Here is a 19499-nt window from a genome sequence, read left to right on the forward strand (position 1 = left end):
ACGATGGACGAACTGATTAAGTACGCGCCCGAGCTCGCGGAAGGCTTCCTGGAGAACGTCAAGCTCTCCGTGGTGGCCGGGATCGCCTCGCTCATCCTGGGCGTGATCCTGGTGGCGATGCGGGTCTCGCCGACGCCGGTGCTGCGCGCGGCCGCCACCGTCTACGTCAACGTGGTGCGCAACACCCCGCTGACGCTGGTGCTGGCGTTCTCCGCGCTGGGCCTGAGCGACAAGCTCGGCCTGGTCTTCTCGCAGGAGCCGAGCGTCAACTCGTTCTGGATCGTCGCGATGGGCCTGTCGCTCTACACCGCGTCGTTCGTGTGCGAGGCACTGCGCGCCGGCATCAACACGGTGCCGATGGGCCAGGCGGAGGCGGCCCGGTCGATCGGGCTGACGTTCTTCCAGTCCCTGCGGCTGATCATCCTGCCCCAGGCGTTCCGCGCCGTCGTCGCCCCGCTGGGCAGCGTGATGATCGCCATGATCAAGAACACCACGGTCGCCACGGCAGGCGGCTACCTGGCCGACGCCGCCGCCGTCATGAAGATCACCTTTGACACCACGGGCGCGTCGATTCCGATCTTCATCGGCCTCATCGTCGCGTTCATGGCGCTCACCATGCCCATCGGCTACTTCACCGGCTGGCTCTCCCGACGTCTGGCGGTGGCCCGATGAGCACGACCGTCCTGTTCGACACCCCCGGCCCGCGCGGGCGGGTGCGCAACCACCTGCTCACCGCGGTCAGCGTGCTGGTCGTCGGCGGCGTCGGCTACTGGGTCTTCCTCGGCTTCGACGCCAAGGGGCAGTTCGAGGGCAGGATCTGGGAGCCGTTCCTCGACCCCTACACCTGGCAGACCTGGATCATCCCCGGCCTGATCGGCACGCTGAAGGCCGCCGGCCTGGCCGCCGTTCTCGCCCTGGCGTTCGGCGCCGTCTTCGGCCTGGCCCGGCTCTCCGACCACGCCTGGATCCGGATCCCCGCCGGGCTCGTGGTCGAGGTCTTCCGGGCCATCCCGCTGCTGCTGCTGATCTTCTTCATCTTCTACCTGGCACCGACGATCATGGGCGGCGGCGACTACGCCTTCATGGCGGTCGTGCTGGGCCTGACCCTCTACAACGGGTCGGTGCTGGCCGAGATCGTCAGGGCCGGCGTGCAGGCCGTGCCCAAGGGCCAGTCGGAGGCCGCGTACGCGGTCGGCATGCGCAAGAACCAGGTGATGCGGCTGGTGCTGCTGCCGCAGGCGGTCACGGCCATGATGCCGGCGATCGTCAGCCAGCTCGTGGTGCTGCTCAAGGACACCGCGCTCGGCTACATCATCGCCTACGTCGACCTGCTCAACACCGGGTTCAAGATCATGCCGGCGGTGTTCTTCGGCTCCCTGATCCCGGCGGCCATCGTCATCGGCGTGATCTACGTCGGGCTCAACATGACCCTCAGCTTCCTGGCCAACTGGCTGGAACGGCGCAGCAGGCGCAGTCGCAAGACCGCGGCGGCGCCGGTGATGGTCGGCGGCGGGATCGACGGCGCCGACTGACCCACGAGCGGCGGGGATTTCCGGCAGGATGCGGGTATGCCCGCCGCTCTGTGGCTCTCACCCATCTCCACCTCCGACGTCGCCCGCGCGGCGGCGCGCCCCGGCTGGCCCGTCGCCTCAGGCGGCGCCGCCTGGTGGACGGAGGACCGCCCCGAGGAAGGCGGACGCACCACGATCGTGCGTCTGGCCGCCGACGGCTCCCGCACCGAGCTGCTCCCCCCGCCGTGGAACGCCCGCACCCGCGTGCACGAGTACGGCGGCCGCCCCTACGCCGTCACCCCGGACGGCGGCGTCGTCTTCACTCAGCTGACCGACCAGCGGCTGTACGCGTGCGACCCGTCCGGCGAGATCCGGCCGCTCACCCCCGAAGGCGACCGCTACGCCGACCTCGCGGTGCGCGACGACCGGGTGTGGTGCGTGCGCGAACGCCACCCCGGCGGCGGCAAGGTCTCGCGGGCGATCGTGACCGTCCCGCTCGCCGGCGGCGACGCCGCCGAGCAGGTCGCCGGCCACGACTTCTACGCCTCCCCCACTCTCTCCCCCGACGGCCTGCTGCTCGCGTACGTGTGCTGGAACCACCCCCGGATGCCGTGGCACGGCACCGAACTCCGCGTCACCCGGCTGTCCGACGGCGAGACCTGGACCGTGGCGGGCGGCCACGCGGAGTCCGTGCTCGCCCCGAGGTGGCGCGACGACGGCTGCCTCTACCTGATCTCCGACCGCTCCGGCTGGTGGAACCTCTACACGGCCGACCCCCGCGGCGGCGCGCCGAAGCCGCTCTGCCCCCGGGAGGAGGAGTTCGCCTGGCCGCCGTGGCACCTGGGCGGTCTCCCGTACGCGATCCTCGGCGACGGCCGGCTCGCCGTCCTGCACGGGCGCGGCGACCTGCGGCTCGGCGTGCTCGACCCCCGCACGGGCATCCTCACCGACCTGCCCGACCCGTACACCGGCTGGGAGCCCACCCTCGCCGCCGACGGCACGTCCATCATCGGCATCGGGTACGGCCCCACCACCCCAGCCTCCGTGACCCGCGTCGACACCACGGCCACGGAACCACCGGGAACCGACGACCCAGCGGGAAGGTCCGTCCCAGGAGAAACCACCGGTGCGGCCGGAGCCTGGAGCGGGGGCGGCGGCGTCGAGGCGCTCTCCGGCGACGACGACAGGGTGCCCGACCCGGCCTATCTGCCGACGCCCAGGCCGGTGACGTTGCCGGGTGACGGAGATCGGGAGGTGCACGCCTTCCTGTACCCGCCCGCGCACCCGGATCATGCCGTGGACGGCCCGCGCCCGTACGTGATCTTCGTGCACGGCGGACCCACCTGGCACGCCACCACCGCCCTCGACCTGACCAAGGCGTTCCTGACCTCACGCGGCATCGGCGTGCTCGATGTCAACTACGCAGGCTCCACCGGTTACGGCCGCGCCTACCGTGAGCTGCTGAAGGGGCGGTGGGGGCTGATCGACGTCGCCGACGTCGTCGCCGCCGCCCGCTGGCTGGCCGCCGAAGGCCACGCCGACCCGGGCAGGATCGCCGTCCGGGGCGGCAGCGCCGGCGGCTGGACGGTGATGGCGGCCTGCTGCCGGTCCGGCGCGTTCGCCGGAGGCGTCTCCTACTACGGGGTGAGCGCCCTGGCCCCGCTCAACGCGCACACCCACGACTTCGAGTCCCGTTACGTGGAGTGGCTCGTCGGCCCCGAGGACCCCCGCCTGTACGCCGAACGCGAACCGCTCGCCCTGGCCGGCGGCGTCTCCTGCCCGATGCTGCTGCTCCAAGGACTCGACGACCCGGTGGTGCCGTCCGAGCAGTCGGCCGCCTTCGCCGAAGCCCTGGCGGAACGCGGCATCCCCTGCACCTACCTGGCCTTCGACGGCGAGGCCCACGGCTTCCGCCGCGCCGAGACCCGCTCCACCGCGCTCGCCGCCGAGTTCGCCTTCTACCAGCAGGTCTTCCTGTGAAGCAGGTCCTCTTGCGGGTGCGGCTCCTTGGAGGGAGTGGATGAGCTGGGGGTTGAGCGATGAGTTCAGGCGGCGGACAGGGTCTGCCCTGGCATGACTCGGATCATCGCTGACATCTCGGTCTCTCTCGACGGCTTCGTCACCGGGCTTGACCCCAGCCCGGACAACGGTCTGGGCACCGGCGGCGAGGCCCTGCACACGTGGGCGTTTTCCGACGACCCCGACGACCGCCGGGTCCTGCGCGAGGCGACAGCCCGCTCGGGTGCCGTCATCCTCATGGGCGGCGGCGCCACGATCGGCTCCGCCTCGACGCCGGGCTGGTCGACGTGCTGACGCTGCACCTTGCGCCCGTCGTGCTGGGCGCCGGGACAGCGCTGTTCACCGGCGAAGCGCCGCACACGCTGGTGCAGCGGAGCGTGATCTCGACATCGACCACGACGCACCCGACCTACGACGTCTCCCGGGGGATCCGATGACCACTGTCAACGCCAATGGGATCGCCTTGGGCGTCGAGTCGTTCGGTGACGACGACGCGCCACTCGTCCTGCTCGCGGGCGGGACGACGATGCTCTCCTGGCCCGACGCGCTTTGCGAGCGCCTCGCCGCTGGCGGGCGCCGTGTGGTGCGCTACGACCTGCGCGATAGCGGGGAGTCGACAACGACGGATCCGGAGGCGCCCGCCTACACTCTGCGCGGCCTCGCCGCCGACGCGGCGGCCCTTGCTGACGCGCTCGGCGGAGGGCCTGCGCACCTCGCGGGGATCGGCGTCGGCGGGATGGTCGCCCAGGTGGCCGTGCTCGACCATCCGGGCGCGTTCTCGGCGCTCACCCTGGTCGGCACCCGCGCGGTCGCCCCTGGCCCGCCCGACGAGGACCTCCCCGACCATGACCAGGCGACGATGAGCCGGCTGTTCGCGCGTCCGATGCCCGATTGGACCGACCGCGAGGCGGTTGCGGAGTTCGCCGCCGCCGGCGCGGAGATCCTCGGCGACGACCCCGCCGCCGCGCGCGCAGTCGCTGGGCGCATCTGGGACCGCACGCCCGGCACCGCACCCCCGGTCCAGATGGCCAACCAGATGGGCATGGTGTTTTCCAGGCTCGACTGCAAACCCCGCTGGCGCGAGCGCCTGCCCGAGATCGAGGTTCCCACGCTCGTCGTCCACGGCCGCCGCGACCGGTTCTTCCCCGTCGGCAACGGCGAGGCGATCGCGCGCGAGATTGCGGGGGCACGGCTGCTCGTCCTCGAGGAGGCCGCCACCGCGATCCCCCCTGCGGCGATCGGCGAGGTCGCCGAGGCGATGCTCACGCTCGGATAGCGGACGGCGGGTGCCGCCCGGGTCCAGGATGCTTTTCTCGATCCATGTCCCTCAGAAAGAGCTGCACCCTGCTCTTGCGAGGCAGGGGTGGCTGTGAGGCAGGGCTTCCCTCGAGGATCAGCGGGCGAACTCGGTCGCCCGCGACTCCCGTACCACCGTGATCCGGATCTGCCCCGGGTAGGTGAGCTCCTCCTCCACCTGCTTGGCCACGTCGCGGGCGATCACCTGCGCCTGGATGTCGTCGATCGCGTCCGGCTTGACCATGACCCGGATCTCCCGTCCGGCCTGCATGGCGAAGACCTTCTCCACACCGTCGTACGACTGCGCGATCTCCTCCAGCCGCTCCAGCCGCTTCACGTACGCCTCCAGCGACTCGCGGCGGGCGCCGGGGCGGCTGCCGCTGATCGCGTCGGCCGCCTGGGTGAGCACCGCCTCGACCGTGCGCACCTCCACCTCGTTGTGGTGCGCCTCGATCGCGTGCACCACGTCCTCCTGCTCGCCGTAGCGCCGCGCGATCTCCGCGCCGATCAGGGCGTGGCTGCCCTCCACCTCATGGGTGAGCGCCTTGCCGATGTCGTGCAGCAGCGCGCAGCGCTTCAGCAGCGTCCGGTCCAGCTTGAGCTCGGCCGCCATGATGCCGGCGATGTGGGCGGACTCGATGAGATGCTTGAGCACGTTCTGCCCGTACGAGGTGCGGTAGCGGAGCTGGCCGAGCAGGAGCACCAGCTCCGGGTGCATGTCGGTGAGGCCGAGCTCCACCAGCGCGTCCTCGCCGGCTCGGGCGCACAGATCCTGCACCTCGGCGCGGCTGCGGTCGTGTGCCTCCTCGATCCGCTGCGGATGGATCCGCCCGTCGAGCACCAGCTTCTCCAGCGTGAGCCGCGCGGTCTCCCGGCGGACCGGGTCGAAGCAGGACAGCAGCACGGCTTCCGGGGTGTCGTCGATGATGAGGTTGACGCCCGTGGTCGACTCGAACGCCCGGATGTTGCGGCCCTCGCGGCCGATGATCCGGCCCTTCATCTCGTCGCCCGGCAGGTGGAGCACGCTGACGACGGACTCGGCCGTCTGCTCGGTCGCCATCCGCTGCACCGCCAGCGTCACGATCTTGGTGGCGCGCTTCTCGCCCTCGCGGCGCGCCTCCCCCTCGATCTCCCGTACGATCAGCGCGGCCTCACGCTTGGCCTGGAACTCGATCTCACGGACCAGCTCGGCCTTGGCCTGCTCGCTGGTCAGCCCCGCCACCCGCTCCAGGATGACCCGCCGCTCGTCCTCCACCCGCAGCAGCTCGGCCCGCCGGTCGGCCAGCTCGATCTCCGTCTCGGCGAGCTTGCGGTCCCGTTCGGCCTGCCGTCTGGCCTCCTCGTCGAGCCGCTGCTCCCGCTCGGCCAGCCGCTGCTCCCTGCGCTCCAGGTCGGCGCGGAGCTCCTTGAGCTCCGACTTCAGGACGCGGCTCTCCTCCTCGACCTCCCGCCGCATCTGCGTCGCGCTCTCCGCGGCCGCCTCGGACCTGCGCAGGATCTCCTCGGCGTCGATCTCCGCCCTGTCGCGGATCCTGCCCGCCTCCGCACGAGCCTGCTCCAGCTCGTCCTGCATGGCCTCCAACTGCTCGGGATCGGGTTCGGCGGTCTTCGGCGCACCGCCGGACGTCCGCCTGACGACGATGAAGAGGGCTGCCATCATCCCGCAGGTCAGTACGAGCACCGCCACCGACAGCACCACGACAAGCGGCCCCATGTACGCCCCGCCCTCCTCGCGTCGTCAACACCCACAAACGCGGCCCTCGCACCGAGAGGGTCACGGGCGCGGCACGGAAAGCCCCGGGACAGATATCAAGCACAGGCTGACCTCACGCCGACTGGGGCAGCCGGCGCCTCGCCTGCCTCGATCAACCAAGCTCATTCGTCCGTCGTTCACCGGTATGGCAATCCGCACTGCGCGGAGTAACTCCTCACTGCCGTCGAGGTTATGCGTCGAACAGGTCACGAGCAAGCAAACGTCTTACCAAGGGTGTCCCATACGCCACCATCGGCTTCCCTCATCAGCCGATCCCGCGCGGAGCGGACGATCAGGTGCGGCGGCCACCGGAAAGGGCTGCCGCACCAGCACACGACGTCGGGTCCGCCATGGCCGGGTGGGGCTGCAGGCGCGTGTCAGCCCAGCGCTTTGCGCAGCAGCGCCGTCAACTGATCCTGTTCGTCGGGCGAGAGTCGTCCGACCGCCGTGCGGGCGAAGGTGAAGGCTGCCGCGAACCGGCGGTTGATCTCGTCTCCTCGGGAAGTCCGCGCGACGAGCCGTGCGCGGCGGTCCCGGGGATGCGGTTCGCGGGTCACGAGGCCGAGCGCTTCGAGACGCGCGACGATCTGGGTGATGTTGGAGGCATCGCAGCCGAGCTCCTCGGCCAGGGCGCCCATGCCGCGTCGTTCGTCGAGTCGCCCCAGCAGACAGGCCTGCGCCGAGGTGAGCGACAGCTCGGCCGCCGCCGCCTCGTAGGCGCGGTCATAGACGTCGACCAGGTCGAACAGGACAGCCTCGGCCTCGGACGAGGCGGCAACGGGTCCGTTCGGCAGCGCCATAGTTCCTAGGTTAGGGGGTTTACTTGATTCGCTCAAATAGCTGTGGTTCCATAATACTTGATTCACTCAAGCAAGCAAGGAGGGGCCGATGGACCCGAACGTGGTGCCACAGATGAACGCGGTCGTCATCGACCGGTTCGGCGGGGTCGACGAACTCTCGGCGCGCCGGATACCGCTCCCGGAGGTCGGCGACGACGACGTCCTCATCCGGGTGGAGTCCGCAGGAGTCGCGTCCTGGGACGCGGTCGAGCGGGAGGGGCACTATGACGGCGCTTTCGGTGTCCCCTCGACCTTCCCCTATGTCCTCGGCTGGGACGCGGCGGGCACCGTGGCGGCGGTCGGACGCAACGTCACCCGGTTCGACGTGGGCGAGCGCGTCTACGCTGCGACGATGCCGGTGAAACGTGGCGGCTTCTACGCCGAGTACGGCGTCGTCGAGGCGGAGTTCGTGGCACGCGTGCCCGGCCGGATGCCGACCGAACAGGCCGGCGCGATGGCGTGGGACGCTCTGACCGCGCTGAGCGGCCTGGACCTGCTCGGCCTGCGGCCGGGTGAGACGCTCATGGTCTTCGGGGCCAGCGGGGGCATCGGGCACATGGCCGTGCAGCTGGCGCGGCACAGCGGCATCCAGGTGCTGGCCGTGGCCTCTGGTGACGACGGTGTCGCCCTGGCCCGGCGGCTGGGCGCCGACGAGGCCGTCGACGGTCGCAAAGTCGATGTGTGGGCCGCGGCATCGGATTTCGCGCCAGGCGGGCTCGACGCGGCTCTGGTCACCGTGGGGGGCGAGACCGCCGAACAGTCTCTTCGCGCGGTCAAGGACTCGGGACGGATCGCCTGGCCGAATGGTGTCATGCCCGATCCCGTGACGTCACCGGCCGCGAAGGTGTTCCACTACGACGGCGATCGAAGCCGCACCGCCACCGATCGGCTGAACGCGATCATCGAGGCGAGCTCCTTCGAGGTCCACATCGCCCGCGCCTTCCCGATGGAGGAAGTCAAGGATGCGCATCGCGCCCTGAACAATCACTACGTCGGGAAGCTGGCCCTCAAGGTCGTATAGGAAGCAACACAGTCCGGCCTCCGACCCGGTCTCCGCCCTGTCCGACCAGGAGAAGACGGCCACCTTCGTCAACCTGCCGGACGGCGTCGACCTGGCGATCGGCCGTTCACCCTCATGACGATCATGGCGGGCCCGCCGATCTACGCCGACCTGGTCAACCCGCTCACGCTCACTCGCTGAAACCCACCGTCCGCGGCACTACGCCCGCGGCACTACGTCCACCTGGCCACGGCCGAGGAACTCGGCGAGGCGGGCGGCGGAGTCGCCTCCGTGGCCGGCCGACACCGCCGCGTCCACGGCGTTCTTGGCGGCCCGGGTGACGGCCGGTGAGACTCCCGACTCCTCCAAGGTGTGAACGATATGGTCCAGGCTCGCCGCGACCGAGGTCAGCGAGGCCGACTCCGCCCCGGAGAAGCGCCCGGCGTCGATCTCGGCCGCGAGCCCGGGCAGCAGGTCGGCGACCAGCCCCGCCATCTGCTGGGCGTGCGGCGCCAGCGCGGAGGCCGGCACGTCCTGCCGCGCCGCGAGCGCGAAGGAGTGCATCAGACCGGTGATCGACGTCCAGAACAGGTTCAGCAGCGCGACGTCGAAGCTCGCCGCCCGCCCGGGGTCGTCACCGACATGGACCGCCGCGCCGCCCAGCGCCGACAGCGTGTGACGGTGGCGGTCGAAGAGGGCGGCGGGTCCGCTGTAGAGAACGCGGGTCGCCTCCGTGCCGATGGCCGCCGCCGGAGTCATGATCGAGCCGTCGAGGTAGAGCAGATCCAGTTCGTCCGCTCTCGCTGCTAGCTCGCGCGTACGCCCAGGCCCTTCCGAGGTGAGATTCACCAGCGTGGTGGCGGGCAGCCGTGACCGGTCCGACTCCGCCAGCGCCCGGTCGAGGATGGCGTGCACCGCGTCCGCGTCGATGACGCAGGCGATGACCAGCTCGCCGGCGCCGAGCGCGGCCAGCGGGCTGTCGGCCTGCACCGCGCCGCGGGCGAGCAACTCGCCGGCCTTGCCAGCGGTACGGTTCCACACCGTCGTCGGGTGGCCGGCGGCGAGGAACGCCGCGGTGATGGCTCGCCCCATGGGCCCCATGCCAAGCACGGTCACCGGCGCGGGCGAGAGTTGCTGCGTCACTGTCGTGTTCTCCCGTCGTTCGAGGACGCCAGGGGCCCGGCGTGCCTCCGTTACGGTAAAGGTTCACGTTGACGTGAAGGTCAAGTCGGAGAGGCGGCGACGGGGTGCGGATCAGCGCTCTGGCACGGCGCACAGGGGTGAGCCCCCGGGCGTTGCGCTATTACGAGGAGAAGGGCCTGCTGGTTCCCGGGCGGACGGCTGGCGGATACCGGGACTACACCGACGAGCACGTCGAAACGGTGCGCCGCATCCGGATTCTGCTCGCAGCGGGTCTCAACAGCGACATGGTCAGAGAGATCCTGCCCTGCATGGTCGACGACGGACAGTTCCTCGCGCCCGGCTGCGAGGACCTGATCGCCACGTTCGAGCGGGAACAGCGGCGCATCGACACCCAGATCGCCGAACTGCACGACGTACGGTCGGCGCTGACGGGGATCATCAGCGCCGGCAAGGCTTTCGCGGGCAGGTAGCGGGGGACGGATGGAGCTACGGATACTCGTCCTCGACCTCGACGCCCTCCTGCTCCAGCGCCTCCCGGATGACCCGGAACGACAGCCCCGGCGGATAACCCTTCCTGGCGAGCATGCCGGCCAGGCGGCGGGTCCGGACCTTGGGGTCGAGGGAGCGCGTGGCGGGCAGCTTTCGCTCCACGAGGCGTCTGGCCGTCTCCAGTTCCTGATCGGGATCGAGCCTCTCGACGGCCTCCTTCACCGTCTCCTGGTCGACCCCGCGATGCCGCAGCTCGTTGGCCAGAGCGCGCTTGGCCAGGCCACGCCCGTGATGCCGGGAGTCCACCCACGCCTCGGCGAACGCCTCGTCGTTGATGAACCCCAGCTCGGTGAACCGGTCCAGCACCGACTCCGCCACCTCGTCGGGCACCTCCCGCTTGCGCAGGGCCTCGGCCAGTTGCGCCCGCGTCTTGGGTGCCATGGTGAGCAGCCGCAGGCAGATGGCCCGTGCCACCGCCTCAGGGTCGGCAGGCGGCGCCGCGGCGGCTCCCGAACCGGCATCCGGCCCATCGGGCAGCCGCCCCCGCCCGGCTTTCCTCCCGGACCGCCTCCCCTTGCGTTCCTTCCGCGCCTTCTCCTCGGGAACCGGGTCGACACCCGGTGTCGCCCAGAAGCCCGCCTCCCCGACCGGCCGCTCAACCGCGGGAGCAGGCGACTCCGAGAGGGGAGGAGGACACTCGGATCCGAGATCAGGAGACACCGATGCGGCGCCCCCGGCAGAAGACTCGGTGCCCCCCGCAGAGGATCGAGCGCCCGCGGGAGGCTCGATGCCCACCGCAGAGGACTCGGTACCCACCGCAAAAGAGTCGGTCCCCACCGCAGAGGACTCGGCGCCTCCGGCAGAGGTGGTGTGGTCCTGGTCAGGGAGTGCGTCGTCCCGGCGGTCCCCCAGGGGGTGCCCCTTGACGACATCACCGGCCTGGCCTTCAAGCTCCGCGGCGGATTCCCGTTGACGGCGGCGCCGCTCCTGCCACTCTTCGGCCGAAGGCCAGCCACCGCTCGTCGCCGCGGCGGGATCCCTTGCCGTCCCCCTGCCTCTCCGGCCAGAAGGAGCACCCCATGAGGAACCCCCGCTGATCGCCCCTCCAGCCGAAGACCCGTCGCCCCCCACAGCGGAGGCGGCGTCACTGACCTGCTCCGCGAGTGTGGCCCCGCCACTCTCCCGACCCCCCGAACCGAAACCGCCAGAGCCCTCACCGGAGGAACCACCACCGGCCATCACCACAACAGAGCCACCGCCGCCCCCAGCGCCGTCGCCAGCCCTCACACCGTCGCCAGCCCTCACACCGTCGCTGAACCCTGCATCACCGACAGACCACCCCGCAGGGCCATCGCCGACGCCCACGCCGTCACCGGACCGCACCACGGAGCCACCGCCGACACCGTCACTGGTCCCCGCACCATCGCCGGACCACCCCGTGGAGCCATCCGTGGCTCGCGGGCCGTCGTCCGACGTGGTCGCGGAAGGATCGTCGCTCGTCGTACCGCCGTCGGGCGGTGGAGCGAAAGAACCGTCCCCGACCTCTGTCGTCGGATCCGCACCCGGGGAGAGCTCCTCCAGAGAGCCCGCCCCGCCTTGCGTCGGCCGTGCCGCCTGAGGCGCGTCCTCGGGATGGTCGCCAGCACCCGGCCGCGGCTGCCCTGATGCCCCCTCACCAGCACCACCCTCGACCGACCGGCCCGCCCTTGGCCGCCCGTCCCGCCGAAGCATCCCCTTCGATGCCGCTGAGCCGCCTTCAGGCCGGCCCGCCGGAGCCCACGGCGACGGATCGGCAGGCGTCCGCTCCCGTACGGGCGAGGCGTCGAAGCTCACAGCCTGGTCGACCCGCACCGCAGGAGCCTGGTCGTCCCGCACCGCGGGAGCCTGGTCCCGGGAGCTTTCGTCATCCGCGGGCTCACCCCAGAAAGGGTGGCGTTGCCCGGGTTCGGCCGCGGGGCGGGTCCACCACGAGTCCTCGGGTGAGCGCTGCTCGTCCTGGGGCCGGTCGCCGAAGAAGGGGTGGCGTCCGGCGGGCGATGGCGCACGGTCGCCGCCCCCGGCGGACCGGCGTGGCTTGCGGCGAGGTGAGGCCGGGGCGCCCCGCTCGGAGGGCGCCGGATCCGTGTCACTCATGCGCCGACCGATCAGACGTCACCAGGCTTCGGCGTGGACTTGGAGCCGCGGCCGGATGAGGCCGACGCCTTGGCCGGCGCGGCGGGAGCGGCAGGCGCGACAGGCTCGGCGGGGTCGTCGAGGCGCGGGCCCACGCCCAGCTTGTCCTTGATCTTCTTCTCGATCTCGTTGGCCATGTCGGGGTGGTTGCGCAGGAAGTTGCGCGCGTTCTCCTTGCCCTGGCCGAGCTGGTCGCCTTCGTAGGTGTACCAGGCGCCGGACTTGCGGACGAAGCCGTGCTCGACGCCCATGTCGATGAGGCCGCCCTCGCGGGAGATGCCCACGCCGTAGAGGATGTCGAAGTCGGCCACCCGGAAGGGCGGGGCCATCTTGTTCTTGACCACCTTGACGCGGGTGCGGTTGCCGACCGCTTCGGTGCCGTCCTTGAGGGTCTCGATGCGGCGGATGTCCATGCGGACGGAGGCGTAGAACTTCAGCGCCTTGCCGCCGGTCGTGGTCTCGGGCGAGCCGAACATGACGCCGATCTTCTCGCGGAGCTGGTTGATGAAGATGGCGGTGGTGCCGGTGCTGCTGAGCGCGCCGGCGACCTTGCGCAGGGCCTGGGACATCAGGCGGGCCTGGAGGCCGACGTGGCTGTCGCCCATCTCGCCCTCGATCTCGGCCTTGGGCACCAGGGCGGCGACCGAGTCGATGACGATGATGTCGACCGCGCCGGACCTGATCAGCATGTCGGCGATCTCCAGCGCCTGCTCGCCGGTGTCGGGCTGGGAGACCAGCAGGGCGTCGGTGTCGACGCCGAGCTTCTTGGCGTACTCGGGGTCGAGGGCGTGCTCGGCGTCGATGAACGCCGCGATGCCGCCCGCCCGCTGCGCGTTGGCCACCGCGTGCAGCGCGACGGTGGTCTTGCCGGAGGACTCGGGGCCGTAGATCTCGACGATCCTGCCGCGCGGCAGGCCGCCGATGCCCAGCGCGATGTCCAGGGAGATCGAGCCGGTCGGGATCACCTCGATGGGGGCTCGGGCGTCATCGCCGAGGCGCATGACGGAACCCTTGCCGAACTGCCGCTCGATCTGAGCGAGGGCAGTCTCAAGGGCCTTCTCGCGGTCGTTGATAGCCATGGGAGCTCCCCCTGGAGGGTCGTGGTCCGAATCAGTCGAGTGAAAACTACGGCCTGCCACCGACATTTTCCCGGAGGCGGTCGTGGAAGTCGCGGCCCCCGCGCGACTATGCTAGCCGAACGATTGTTCGATCACACGTACCCCGGGAAAGATACGCGATGACGTTCGTCCTGTCGCTGTCCGACCCGGAGGGCTATGGGGGGTCGGTCTCGGAGGAGGAGACGGCCGCAGCTGTCGCCGAAGCCGAGGAGATCGCCGCCCGCTGCCCCATGGGTGCGGGCATCGAGATCCGCCCGGTCCGGAGCTGAGCCCCCGGTCGGCGGCCGGATATGTTCCCCCGGGCCTGAGCTGGGGAGACTCCTGGAAAGAGACCAGGAGGCAGGCACGTGGCGAGCGCGTACACCCGGGAACGGCGCAGTCTGTTGCAGGATCTCGCCGAGGCGCTCCCCCGCCATGGGCTGGCGGGCCGGATCGTGGGCGGGGACGACCCGATGCTGCAGGTGTGGCACCCGGAGACGGGCAGGCAGACGCTGGTGTTCGCCACGCCGTCGCGCGAGGGCTGGCTCTTCCTGTGGGCGCAGGGCGGCAGGGGTGACGCGGACGACCTGGAGCGCACGGCCCACGAGCTGAAGGAGACGCTGGACTCAGCGTAGCCGGGAGGAGACGTCCTCGACCTGGCAGACCGCCCGCCAGACGGACTTGGCGCTCTCGCCGTCGGCCAGCGCCTGTATCACGGTGCGCCCGCCGAGGGGAGCGATGACGTAGTCGCGCGCCCACGACTCGGCGTAGGCGTCGCCGAAGTGGGCCCGCATCCGTCTCCAGAACTCGGTCAGGCGCATCACCCAAGTATGGAGCGCCCTCGGGTGTGGGTAAGACACGCACATGGCAAAGACCCCGAAATCCTCACCCCCCAAGTCAGCCAAGGCCAAGGCCAACAGGGCGAAGCGCCGTCACCTGCTGTCCTTACAGCGCTCGACCGTACGGAAGGAGAAGGCGGAGAGGGCGGAGCGGCACGCCGAGATCCGGCAGGAGCCGCGGGCGGGCAGGCCGCGTGCGCGGCGGGCGTCCAGGCGGTAGGTCGCGCAGGGGGCCGACGCGCGGGGGGAGTCAGCGCGCCGGGTCCCGGATCACAGCACGTGAGCGCCGTACATCTCACCGAGATGGTCGGCGAGCAGCTCCAGCCGGGCGCCGTCGGGGTCCTTGAAGTAGATGGAGGCGCCGCTCTCGATCTGGTGCGGCACGCCGGCCATCTCCAGCTTGCCGCGCAGGCGCTCCCAGGTGGCGGGGTCGACCGAGATCGCGATGTGGTGCAGGCCGCCGAGCACCTCCTGGTACGGGCCGAGGTCGAGGCCCGGGAGGTCGAAGAACGCGAGCAGGTTGCCGTTGCCGAGGTCGAAGAAGAAGTGGTTGGAACCCGGGTAGTCGCGGTTCTCGAAGATCTCCGTCAGCGGGAACTCCAGCAGTTCCTGGTAGAACTTGATGGTGCGTTCGACATCCGACGACAGCAGGGCTATGTGGTGCAGGCCGCGCGCGCTGGACGAGGGCCGGTGCGCTAAGAGGTAACGGCGCCGGATCTCCTCGCGGCGGGCCTCGACGGCCGCGTGGTCGATGGTCACGGTCGGTGTATGTCCGCCTGGGCGCCCGCTCAACCGCGCGGCGCCGGGACAATGCGTTTTCTGTCGGTGGCGCGAGGCAGTATGTGCTGGTGAGCTCGCTCGACCGCTTCAGCCAGGTGACCAGGAGCTGGTTCTCCGGGGCCTTCGCGGCGCCCACCGCCGCCCAGGAGGGCGCGTGGGAGTCGATCGCGCGCGGCGACAACACGCTGGTGGTGGCCCCGACCGGTTCCGGCAAGACGCTGGCGGCCTTCCTGTGGTCGCTCGACCGGCTGGCGGCCGAGCCGCCGGCGCGGGGCACGCGGGTGGTGTACGTGTCGCCGCTGAAGGCGCTGGCCGTCGACGTGGAGCGCAACCTGCGCGCCCCGCTGGCCGGGTTGAGGCAGACGGCGCGGCGGCTGGGCGCGCCGGTGCCGGAGATCTCGGTGGCGATCCGTTCGGGCGACACGCCCGCGGAGGATCGCCGGCGGTTCGCCGCCAGGCCGTCCGACATCCTCATCACCACACCCGAGTCGCTGTTCCTGCTGCTCACCAGCCAGGCGCGGGAGGCGCTGCGCGGGGTGGAGACCGTGATCGTCGACGAGGTCCACGCGGTGGCGTCGACCAAGCGCGGCGCCCATCTGGCGCTGACGCTGGAGCGGCTCGACGCGCTGCTGGAGCGACCCGCGCAGCGGATCGGCCTGTCGGCGACGGTGCGGCCGGTGAGCGAGGTGGCGGCGTTCCTCGGCGGGCCGCGCCCTGCGGCGGTGGTGCAGCCGCCGGCCGACAAGCGCATCGAGGTCGAGGTGGTCGTCCCGGTCGAGGACATGACGGAGGTCGAGTCGGGGCCGAGGCCCGCCGACGCGGAGGAGTTCGCGCCCGACCCGGGCAACCGGTCGATCTGGCCGCATGTGGAGGACCGGCTGTTCGACCTGATCGAGGCGCATGACTCGACGATCGTGTTCGCCAACTCGCGGCGGCTGGCCGAGCGGCTCTGCGCCCGGCTCAACGAGCTGGCGCAGGCCCGGCGCGACGGCGAGACCGACCTGTCGCAGTGGGACCGCCCGCCGGCCGAGGTGATGGCGCAGGCGGGGGCGGGCAAGGGCGCCGTGGCCGAGGTCGTGCGCGCCCACCACGGCTCGGTGTCCAAGCAGGAGCGGGCCCAGATCGAGGAGGCGCTCAAGTCGGGGCGGCTGCCCGCCGTGGTGGCCACCTCCAGCCTGGAGCTGGGCATCGACATGGGCGCGGTGGACCTGGTGGCCTGCGTGGAGGCGCCGCCGAGCGTGGCGAGCGGGCTGCAGCGCATCGGCCGGGCCGGTCACCAGGTGGGCGCGGTGTCCAAGGGCGTGATCTTCCCCAAATACCGCGGCGACCTGGTGCAGACGGCCGTGGTGACCGAGCGCATGAAGAGCGGCATGATCGAGGAGCTGCGCTGCCCGCGCAACCCGCTCGACGTGCTGGCCCAGCAGATCGTGGCGATGACGGCGCTCGACGAGTGGACCGTCGACGAGCTGGAGGCCGTGGTCCGGCGCGCCGCCCCGTACGCGACCCTGCCCAGGAGCGCGCTGGAGGCGACGCTCGACATGCTCGCCGGCCGTTATCCGAGCGAGGAGTTCGCCGAGCTGCGCCCGCGCGTCGTGTGGGACCGGGTGACGGGCACGCTCCGGGGCCGGCCGGGCGCGCAGCGGCTGGCGGTGACCAACGGCGGCACGATCCCCGACCGAGGGCTGTTCGGCGTGTTCCTCGTCGGGGAGCGGGCCTCGCGGGTGGGTGAGCTCGACGAGGAGATGGTCTACGAGTCGCGGGTCGGCGACGTGTTCGTGCTGGGCGCGTCGTCGTGGCGGATCGAGGACATCACCGCCGACCGGGTGCTGGTCTCGCCCGCTCCCGGCCAGCCGGGCAAGCTGCCGTTCTGGCACGGCGACACCCCGGGCCGCCCGGCCGAGCTGGGCCGGGCCATCGGCTCGTTCCTGCGCGAGCAGGCCAGGGACGACTCGGCCGAGCGGCTGCGCGCGGCCGGGCTCGACTCCTACGCCGCCGCCAATCTCCTGTCCTACCTGCGCGAGCAGCGTGAGAGCACGGGTTACGTGCCCGACGACAGGACGCTGGTGGTGGAGCGGTTCCACGACGAGCTGGGCGACTGGCGGGTGGTCATCCACTCCCCCTACGGCGCGCGGGTGCACGCCCCGTGGGCGCTGGCGATCAACCGGCGGCTGCGCGAACGCTACGGCGTCGACGTGCAGGCGGTCCACTCCGACGACGGCATCGTGCTGCGCATCCCCGACACGCTGGCCGAGCCGCCGTCCGACGTGGCGGCGTTCGACGCCGACGAGATCGAGCAGATCGTGACCGAGGAGCTGGGCGGGTCGGCGCTGTTCGCGTCGCGGTTCCGCGAGTGCGCGGGGCGGGCGCTGCTGCTGCCGCGCCGCGTGCCGGGCCGGCGCAGCCCGCTGTGGCAGCAGCGCCAGCGGGCCGCCCACCTGCTGGGGGTGGCCTCGCGCTACGCGTCGTTCCCGATCGTGCTGGAGACGATGCGCGAGTGCCTGCAGGACGTCTTCGACGTGCCGGGGCTCGTCGCGCTGATGCGCGACATCGCGGCCCGGCGGGTGCGGGTGGTGGAGGTGGAGACGGCGCAGGCGTCGCCGTTCGCGGCGTCGCTGCTGTTCCACTACGTGGGCGCGTTCATGTACGAGGGAGACGCGCCGCTGGCCGAGCGGCGGGCGCAGGCGCTGGCGCTGGACACGTCGCTGCTGGCGGAGCTGCTGGGCCAGGCCGACCTGCGCGAGCTGCTCGACCCTGACGTGATCTCTGACACCGAGCGCGAGCTGGCCCGGCTGGATCGCCCACTGCGTGACCTGGAGGACCTGGCCGACCTGCTGCGCTCGCACGGGCCGCTGCCGGAGCTCGACGTGAGCGTGCGCGGCGGCGACCCGGCCTGGCTGGAGGAGCTGGAGCGGGCGCGGCGCGCGATCAGGGTGCGGATCGCGGGCGAGGAGCGGTGGGCGGCGGTCGAGGACGCCGCGCGGCTGCGTGACGCGCTGGGCGTGCCGCCGCCGGTGGGGGTGCCGCACGCGTTCCTGGAGCCGGTGGCCGACCCGCTGGCCGACCTGCTGGCACGGCACGCCCGCACCCGCGGGCCGTTCCACGCCTCGACGGCGGCCGACCGGTTCGGGCTGGGCGTGGCCGTGGTGACCGACGCGCTGCGCCGGCTGGCGGTGTCCGGGCGGGTGGTCAACGGCGAGTTCCGGCCGGGCGGGCGGGGTGAGGAGTGGTGCGACGCGGGCGTGCTGCGGATGCTGCGCCGCAGGTCGCTGGCCCGGTTGCGCAAGGAGGTCGAGCCGGTCTCGCCCGAGACGCTCGCGGTCTTCACCCCGGCCTGGCACGGCGTCACCGCGGGCGGCGGGCGCGGCGCGGGCGGGGACGCGCGGGCGATGGACGCGCTCGTCCGCGCCATCGAGCTGCTGCAGGGCGCGGCGGTGCCGGCCTCGGCGCTGGAGACGCTGGTGCTGCCGTCGCGGGTGCCGGGCTACCGGCCGGCGCTGCTCGACGAGCTGACCGCGGCCGGCGAGGTGCTGTGGGCCGGGCAGGGGTCGCTGCCGGGCGGCGACGGCTGGGTGGCCGTCTACTTCGCCGACACCGCGCCGCTGCTGCTCCCCGAGGCGGCCGAGATCACGATGACGCCGGCGCACGAACGGATCCTGGAGGAGCTCGGCGGCGGGGGCGCGCTGTTCTTCCGCCAGCTCGCCGACCGGCTGGGGCTGCTCGACGACCAGGCGGCGGCGACCGCGCTGTGGGACCTGGTGTGGGCGGGGCGGGTGTCGGGTGACACGCTGGCCCCGATGCGGGCGGCGCTCGGCTCGGGGCGGCCCGCTCACCGGCCGGCGACCCGCAGGCGGCGGGCGGTGCTGCCGAGCCGGAGCGGGCCGCCGACGGTGGCCGGGCGCTGGTGGCTGCTGCCGGAGGCGGCGTCCGACGCGACGCTGCGCGCGCAGGCACAGGCGGAGGTGCTGCTGGAGCGGCATGGCGTGGTGACGCGCGGCGCGGTCACCGCCGAGCGGCTGCCGGGCGGGTTCTCGCCGATCTACCAGGTGCTGCGCGCCTACGAGGAGAGCGGGCGGTGCCGGCGCGGCTACTTCGTGGAGGGGCTCGGCGGGGCCCAGTTCGCGCTGCCGGGCGCGGTCGACCGGATGCGGGCGATGGCGCCGTCGGCGTCGGGCGAGACGCGGGAGGAGCGGCGGGCCGTGGTGCTGGCCGCGGCCGACCCGGCCAACCCCTACGGCGCGGCGCTGCCCTGGCCCGCGCGTCCCGGCGAGGTGTCCCACAAGCCGGGCAGGAAGGCCGGGGCGCTGGTGGTGCTGGTCGACGGGCGGCTGGTCCTCTACGTCGAGCGGGGCGGCAAGACGCTGCTGTCGTTCGCCGACGATGAGCGGCTGCGGCCCGCCGTCGACGCGCTGGCGCTGGCCGTACGCGACGGCGCGCTGGGCAAGCTCACCGTGGAACGGGCCGACGGTGAGCCGATCGTCGACTCGCCCCTGGGTGCGGCGCTGGAAGAAGCGGGTTTTCATCCCACTCCGCGCGGTCTTAGGCTACGTGCCTAGATCATCCC

At 72.0% G+C, this 19499-nt stretch carries 19 protein-coding genes; 12 read left to right on the forward strand and 7 right to left on the reverse strand.

All coding sequences use genetic code 11. The features are described from left to right. Window positions 1–3: 3 nt before the first annotated feature. From OUY22_RS21020 to OUY22_RS21045, 6 genes are all read left to right on the forward strand, one after another. Window positions 4–672 carry an amino acid ABC transporter permease gene (locus OUY22_RS21020; RefSeq protein ID WP_270156802.1) on the forward strand — a complete coding sequence of 223 codons (669 nt, stop codon included), beginning with the start codon at window positions 4–6 and terminating at the stop codon, window positions 670–672. Then, on the forward strand, window positions 669–1532 hold the full coding sequence (locus OUY22_RS21025; RefSeq protein ID WP_270156777.1) for an amino acid ABC transporter permease: 864 nt from the start codon (window positions 669–671) through the stop codon (window positions 1530–1532). Before OUY22_RS21020 ends, OUY22_RS21025 begins: the two co-directional genes overlap by 4 nt. 36 nt (window positions 1533–1568) lie before the next feature. Then, on the forward strand, window positions 1569–3491 hold the full coding sequence (locus OUY22_RS21030; protein ID WP_270156779.1) for a S9 family peptidase: 1923 nt from the start codon (window positions 1569–1571) through the stop codon (window positions 3489–3491). 93 nt (window positions 3492–3584) lie between these two features. After that, complete coding sequence (locus OUY22_RS21035; RefSeq protein WP_270156780.1) at window positions 3585–3824, forward strand: hypothetical protein; 240 nt, start codon at window positions 3585–3587, stop codon at window positions 3822–3824. Next, window positions 3818–3967 carry a hypothetical protein gene (locus OUY22_RS21040; protein WP_270156781.1) on the forward strand — a complete coding sequence of 50 codons (150 nt, stop codon included), beginning with the start codon at window positions 3818–3820 and terminating at the stop codon, window positions 3965–3967. The genes OUY22_RS21035 and OUY22_RS21040 overlap by 7 nt, the downstream gene beginning before the upstream one ends. Beyond that, window positions 3964–4806 carry an alpha/beta fold hydrolase gene (locus OUY22_RS21045; RefSeq protein WP_270156782.1) on the forward strand — a complete coding sequence of 281 codons (843 nt, stop codon included), beginning with the start codon at window positions 3964–3966 and terminating at the stop codon, window positions 4804–4806. The genes OUY22_RS21040 and OUY22_RS21045 overlap by 4 nt, the downstream gene beginning before the upstream one ends. A gap of 117 nt (window positions 4807–4923) precedes the next feature. Here OUY22_RS21045 and rny read toward each other — a convergent pair whose 3' ends face one another. Together rny and OUY22_RS21055 are read right to left on the reverse strand one after the other, a co-directional pair. Continuing rightward, on the reverse strand, window positions 4924–6540 hold the full coding sequence (gene rny, locus OUY22_RS21050; protein ID WP_270156783.1) for a ribonuclease Y: 1617 nt from the start codon (window positions 6538–6540) through the stop codon (window positions 4924–4926). A 416-nt stretch (window positions 6541–6956) separates the two neighbouring features. Beyond that, a complete protein-coding gene (locus OUY22_RS21055; protein WP_270156784.1) occupies window positions 6957–7379 on the reverse strand; it encodes a MarR family winged helix-turn-helix transcriptional regulator in 423 nt (140 codons plus the stop codon). Between the two features lie 88 nt (window positions 7380–7467). Between OUY22_RS21055 and OUY22_RS21060 the strand changes: the two genes are divergently transcribed. After that, a complete protein-coding gene (locus OUY22_RS21060) occupies window positions 7468–8439 on the forward strand; it encodes a quinone oxidoreductase family protein (RefSeq protein ID WP_270156785.1) in 972 nt (323 codons plus the stop codon). Between the two features lie 198 nt (window positions 8440–8637). On the opposite strand, the gene OUY22_RS21065 is transcribed toward OUY22_RS21060, so the two are convergent. After that, window positions 8638–9561 carry an NAD(P)-dependent oxidoreductase gene (locus OUY22_RS21065; protein WP_333486758.1) on the reverse strand — a complete coding sequence of 308 codons (924 nt, stop codon included), beginning with the start codon at window positions 9559–9561 and terminating at the stop codon, window positions 8638–8640. A 104-nt stretch (window positions 9562–9665) separates the two neighbouring features. Here OUY22_RS21065 and OUY22_RS21070 point away from each other — a divergent pair, with 104 nt between their 5' ends. Beyond that, a complete protein-coding gene (locus OUY22_RS21070; protein WP_270156786.1) occupies window positions 9666–10031 on the forward strand; it encodes a MerR family transcriptional regulator in 366 nt (121 codons plus the stop codon). A gap of 16 nt (window positions 10032–10047) precedes the next feature. Here the strand turns inward: OUY22_RS21070 and OUY22_RS21075 are convergent, their stop codons facing one another. Both OUY22_RS21075 and recA read right to left on the reverse strand, forming a co-directional pair. Beyond that, window positions 10048–10524, reverse strand: a complete 477-nt coding sequence (locus tag OUY22_RS21075) for a regulatory protein RecX (protein WP_333486759.1) — start codon at window positions 10522–10524, stop codon at window positions 10048–10050. 1670 nt (window positions 10525–12194) lie between these two features. Continuing rightward, window positions 12195–13301 carry a recombinase RecA gene (recA, locus tag OUY22_RS21080; RefSeq protein ID WP_270156787.1) on the reverse strand — a complete coding sequence of 369 codons (1107 nt, stop codon included), beginning with the start codon at window positions 13299–13301 and terminating at the stop codon, window positions 12195–12197. Window positions 13302–13459: 158 nt separating this feature from the next. Between recA and OUY22_RS21085 the strand changes: the two genes are divergently transcribed. Beyond that, window positions 13460–13609, forward strand: coding sequence for a hypothetical protein (locus OUY22_RS21085; protein ID WP_270156788.1), 150 nt, complete (start codon window positions 13460–13462; stop codon window positions 13607–13609). Between the two features lie 78 nt (window positions 13610–13687). Then, the gene (locus OUY22_RS21090; RefSeq protein ID WP_270156789.1) at window positions 13688–13954 is read left to right on the forward strand and encodes a hypothetical protein; all 267 of its coding nucleotides are present in this window, start codon (window positions 13688–13690) and stop codon (window positions 13952–13954) included. On the opposite strand, the gene OUY22_RS21095 is transcribed toward OUY22_RS21090, so the two are convergent. Then, entirely contained in the window at window positions 13946–14140 is a 195-nt protein-coding gene (locus tag OUY22_RS21095; RefSeq protein WP_270156790.1) for a DUF3046 domain-containing protein, read from the reverse strand. The genes OUY22_RS21090 and OUY22_RS21095 overlap by 9 nt on opposite strands. Window positions 14141–14183: 43 nt before the next feature. Here OUY22_RS21095 and OUY22_RS21100 point away from each other — a divergent pair, with 43 nt between their 5' ends. Beyond that, a complete protein-coding gene (locus OUY22_RS21100; protein WP_270156791.1) occupies window positions 14184–14378 on the forward strand; it encodes a hypothetical protein in 195 nt (64 codons plus the stop codon). A 50-nt stretch (window positions 14379–14428) separates the two neighbouring features. Here OUY22_RS21100 and OUY22_RS21105 read toward each other — a convergent pair whose 3' ends face one another. After that, window positions 14429–14917: a VOC family protein gene (locus OUY22_RS21105; RefSeq protein ID WP_270156792.1), complete on the reverse strand. Its 489-nt coding sequence runs from the start codon at window positions 14915–14917 to the stop codon at window positions 14429–14431. Between the two features lie 86 nt (window positions 14918–15003). Between OUY22_RS21105 and OUY22_RS21110 the strand changes: the two genes are divergently transcribed. Further along, window positions 15004–19491 (forward strand): ATP-dependent helicase, encoded by a 4488-nt coding sequence (locus tag OUY22_RS21110; RefSeq protein WP_456299854.1) that lies wholly within the window; start codon window positions 15004–15006, stop codon window positions 19489–19491. Window positions 19492–19499: the final 8 nt, after the last annotated feature.

The sequence above is a fragment of the Nonomuraea corallina genome, from assembly GCF_027620315.1.
Taxonomy (GTDB): Bacteria; Actinomycetota; Actinomycetes; order Streptosporangiales; family Streptosporangiaceae; genus Nonomuraea; species Nonomuraea corallina.

What these genes read in the sequence shown, in the direction of transcription:
- OUY22_RS21045 (WP_270156782.1), top strand. Translation starts at nt 3,964, where the DNA reads ATGACCACTGTCAACGCCAATGGGATCGCCTTGGGCGTCGAGTCGTTC.
- OUY22_RS21035 (WP_270156780.1), top strand. Translation starts at nt 3,585, where the DNA reads ATGACTCGGATCATCGCTGACATCTCGGTCTCTCTCGACGGCTTCGTC.
- OUY22_RS21100 (WP_270156791.1), top strand. Translation starts at nt 14,184, where the DNA reads ATGGCAAAGACCCCGAAATCCTCACCCCCCAAGTCAGCCAAGGCCAAG.
- OUY22_RS21025 (WP_270156777.1), top strand. Translation starts at nt 669, where the DNA reads ATGAGCACGACCGTCCTGTTCGACACCCCCGGCCCGCGCGGGCGGGTG.
- OUY22_RS21020 (WP_270156802.1), top strand. Translation starts at nt 4, where the DNA reads ATGGACGAACTGATTAAGTACGCGCCCGAGCTCGCGGAAGGCTTCCTG.
- OUY22_RS21055 (WP_270156784.1), bottom strand. Translation starts at nt 7,379, where the DNA reads ATGGCGCTGCCGAACGGACCCGTTGCCGCCTCGTCCGAGGCCGAGGCT.
- OUY22_RS21030 (WP_270156779.1), top strand. Translation starts at nt 1,569, where the DNA reads ATGCCCGCCGCTCTGTGGCTCTCACCCATCTCCACCTCCGACGTCGCC.
- OUY22_RS21095 (WP_270156790.1), bottom strand. Translation starts at nt 14,140, where the DNA reads ATGCGCCTGACCGAGTTCTGGAGACGGATGCGGGCCCACTTCGGCGAC.
- rny (WP_270156783.1), bottom strand. Translation starts at nt 6,540, where the DNA reads ATGGGGCCGCTTGTCGTGGTGCTGTCGGTGGCGGTGCTCGTACTGACC.
- OUY22_RS21085 (WP_270156788.1), top strand. Translation starts at nt 13,460, where the DNA reads ATGACGTTCGTCCTGTCGCTGTCCGACCCGGAGGGCTATGGGGGGTCG.
- OUY22_RS21060 (WP_270156785.1), top strand. Translation starts at nt 7,468, where the DNA reads ATGGACCCGAACGTGGTGCCACAGATGAACGCGGTCGTCATCGACCGG.
- recA (WP_270156787.1), bottom strand. Translation starts at nt 13,301, where the DNA reads ATGGCTATCAACGACCGCGAGAAGGCCCTTGAGACTGCCCTCGCTCAG.